At 71.2% G+C, this 3164-nt stretch carries 3 protein-coding genes and 1 pseudogene; all 4 read left to right on the top strand.

The window, feature by feature from the left end; all coding sequences use genetic code 11:
* On the top strand, positions 1-346 hold a 346-nt coding region (locus ACIKT0_RS15830; RefSeq protein ID WP_407106300.1), incomplete at its 5' end, for a DUF4381 family protein.
* 3 nt (positions 347-349) lie between these two features.
* Positions 350-1306: a VWA domain-containing protein gene (locus ACIKT0_RS15825; protein ID WP_407106299.1), complete on the top strand. Its 957-nt coding sequence runs from the start codon at positions 350-352 to the stop codon at positions 1304-1306.
* A complete protein-coding gene (locus ACIKT0_RS15820) occupies positions 1303-2238 on the top strand; it encodes a VWA domain-containing protein (protein WP_407106298.1) in 936 nt (311 codons plus the stop codon). Before ACIKT0_RS15825 ends, ACIKT0_RS15820 begins: the two co-directional genes overlap by 4 nt.
* Positions 2235-3164, top strand: a pseudogene (locus tag ACIKT0_RS15815) (hypothetical protein); the annotation flags it as partial. The gene ACIKT0_RS15820 and the pseudogene ACIKT0_RS15815, both read left to right, overlap by 4 nt.

Below are 3164 nucleotides of genomic sequence, written 5' to 3'. Positions count from 1 at the left end.
CGGCGCCTATCTCCGCGCGGCGACCGAGAATCCGACGCTGGTCGGCGCCTTCGGGGTCAATGTCCCGCTGCTCATCACCCTGACCTACGCGTTCGGGGTCGGGCTCGCGGCGCAGGCCGCGCTGCTGCGCCGGGTGGTGAGGACGGTCGACGGCGACGAAGCGGCCCGCCGCGAGGGTCCCGCCTGGGGCGAGACGCTAGACCGGGTGCTGCGCACGGACTTCTTCACCTCCGGCGCCGGGCGGGTGTTCGCCACCGGCCTATATGTGCGCCCGGACGACACGGGCGACGCAGAGGGTGAGATCGATCGCCGGCTCGCGACGCTGCTTTCCGGCCTTCGGCGCTGACGGATGTGGCAGTTCGCGACGCCCCTGCTGTTTCTCCTGCTGCCGCTGCCGCTCCTCGTGCGGCGCTTCCTGCCGGCCGAGGGCCGGGTGGGCGGCGCGCTGAAGGTTCCGGGCACCGTCGCCGGTCCGCATGGAGACGCCGAAGCATCGGCCGTCGCCTCGACCGGCAAGACAGCGCTGGCGTGGATCGCCTGGATCGCGCTCGTGACCGCCCTCGCCGGCCCGCAGGTCGTGCTGCCCGCCCAGGCGCTGCCCACCACGGGGCGCGACCTGATCATGGCGCTCGACCTTTCCGGCAGTATGGAGCGAACGGATTTCGCGCTCGACGGCGCCACGGTGCGCCGGCTCGACGTGGTCAAGACGCTCGGCGCGCGGTTCATCCGCAGTCGCGCCGGCGACCGCGTCGGCGTCGTGGCCTATGCGGATCGAGCGGCCGTCGTGTCGCCGCCGAGCTATGACGTCGAAGCCGTCGCGCGGTCGCTGGACGGCTTCGTCATCGGCCTTGTGGGCCGCTCCACCGCGATCGGCGACGGGCTCGGCCTCGCCCTGCGCCGGCTGGCGTCGACCGACGCGAAGTCGCGGGTGGTGGTGCTGCTCTCCGACGGCGTCAACAACGCCGGCAACTCCGCGCCGAAGGACGTCGCGAGACTGGCCGCCGAGATGAACGTCCGCGTGCACACCATCGCCATGGGCCCCCGCGCCCTCGGCGAGGCTGACTACAACCCGGACGTGGTCGACGTTCAGACCCTGGAGGCGATCGCCTCGGCAAGCGGCGGCCGCGCCTTTCGGGTGAAGACCAGCGACGACCTCAAGGCGGCGATCGACGTGATCGACGAGATCGAGCCCACCCGGTCGATCGCGCCGCCGGCGCCGATCTGGCGAGAGCTCTGGCCCTGGCCCGCCGCCCTCGCTTTCCTGGCCTCCGCCGCCACCGTGCTGACCCGGAGACGAGGTCCATGATCGAGGTCTTCGGCCTCGCTTTGCTGAGGCCTTGGTGGATCCTGGGTCTGCCGGTCGCGGCGCTGGCCATGCTGGCCGCCATCCGTCGCGCGGGCGGCGTCGGCGATTGGCGAAGAGCGGTCGATCCGCATCTGCTGGAGGCCCTCACGCGGCGCGGAGCGGTCGTGGCCGGAAAAGGCGGAGGTGCGGCCTTCGCCGCAGCCGGATCGGCCCTGATCGCGCTCGCCCTCGTGGGTCCGGCGGCCGAGCGCAGTCAGACCGCGAGCTTCCGCAACCTCGACACGATCATCATCGCGCTCGATCTTTCGCGTTCCGTCGCCGACAGCCCGCAGTTCCGCGACGCCAAGATCGCGGCGCTCGAGGCGGCCGAAGCCGGAGGCTCACGGCAGGTCGCCGTCATCGCGTTTGCGGGCGACGCCTATCTGGTGAGTCCGCCCACCACCGACCGAAAGGGGCTCGAGACCACGCTGTTCTCGCTCGACGGCGGCGCCGTGCCTGATCTCGGCAGCGCCCCCACCCGCGCGCTCGCCCTGGCGCGGAAGACGCTGACGGACGCGGAGGTCGTGTCGGGCGACGTGATCCTCATCACGGACGGCGGCGGCATCGACGAAGGCGCGCGGAACGAAGCCCGCGCCCTCGCCAATGAAGGCCACGCCGTTCACGCTCTCTACGTCGCGCCCAAGGCGCCCTCCGCGGCTCCCCCGGGACCGAAGCCCGCAGGGCGCCCTGAACTCGACGCGCTCGCCTCCATCGGCGGAGGAACCGCCTCCGACATCGAGCAGCTCGCGCCGGTCGAAGACCGGCTCGCGCGCGGAGCGGCGCAGAGGCTGGGCCCCGGCGCATACGCCTCGCTCGCCTGGTACGATTTCGGGCGCTGGCTGCTTTTCGCAGCGGCTTTTCCGTTGCTCATGCTGTTCCGGAGAGGAGCATGACCCCCGTGGCGAAGAGGCGTCTCCTTGCGCTCGCGATCCTGCTGGCGGGGCCCATGCTCGCCGCGGCGCCGGCGGTCGCGCAGGAGCGATCGATCTTCGATGACGTCAAGCTAGAGGTCCTGCCCGAGACCCATGGCGTCGACCCTTACCCGAACGAGCTGATCCTCGTGCGCATCCGCGGGACCTATCGGCCGAGGATCAAGATCCAGCATCTGCTGCAGCCGTCGCTGACCGATTTCGGCTGGATGCACCTGACCATGGACAGGGCGTTCGAGACGAACTTCGGCGGCTTCTCCGCCACCGGCTACGAGCGGGTGATCGCGGTGTTCGCCGAGAAGAGCGGCCCCCTCACGATCGGCAGCTTCACCCACAAACTGAGCGTGGTCGACGGAGTCGGCAGCCGGGAGCTCGAGGTGAAGTCGCCGCCAGTCACGATCAACATCGCGAAATGGAACGGTCCCGGGGGGCCGTCCGACCCCGCCGCCTGGTGGCTTCCGGCGAGCGAGGTTCGGGTCACGGACGAGTGGGCGTCGGACCCCAACCACGTTCCGCGCGGAGAGACCACGCGGCGCACGGTCACCATCGAGGCTTTCGGCGTGACGGCCGAGCAGCTTCCCCCGCCCCCCGTGATGCGCTCGCCCGGCGTCATCAGCTTCCGGGGGCCGACCGAGCGGGACACGCGGATCACCGCGACAGGCCCTGTCGCCCGCGCGGTCTATCGGTGGGACATGCGGCCCACGACGGCCTTTCCGGCGATCGTGGAGCCGGTGCGGATTCCCTGGTTCGACACCGTTTCGAGGACGATGCGGACCGCCACCATACCGGCGCAGCGCATGGGGAGATCCGGCCGCACCGCGTTCACGAGCTTGAGCGGCAGGTCGCGGATCGCGATCGTCATGTCGACGTCGCCCTTGCCGAGCGGCGCG

The sequence above is a fragment of the Hansschlegelia beijingensis genome (assembly GCF_045505405.1).
Taxonomy (GTDB): Bacteria; Pseudomonadota; Alphaproteobacteria; order Rhizobiales; family Methylopilaceae; genus Methylopila; species Methylopila beijingensis_A.
This window is presented reverse-complemented; position numbering and strand designations above follow the sequence as displayed.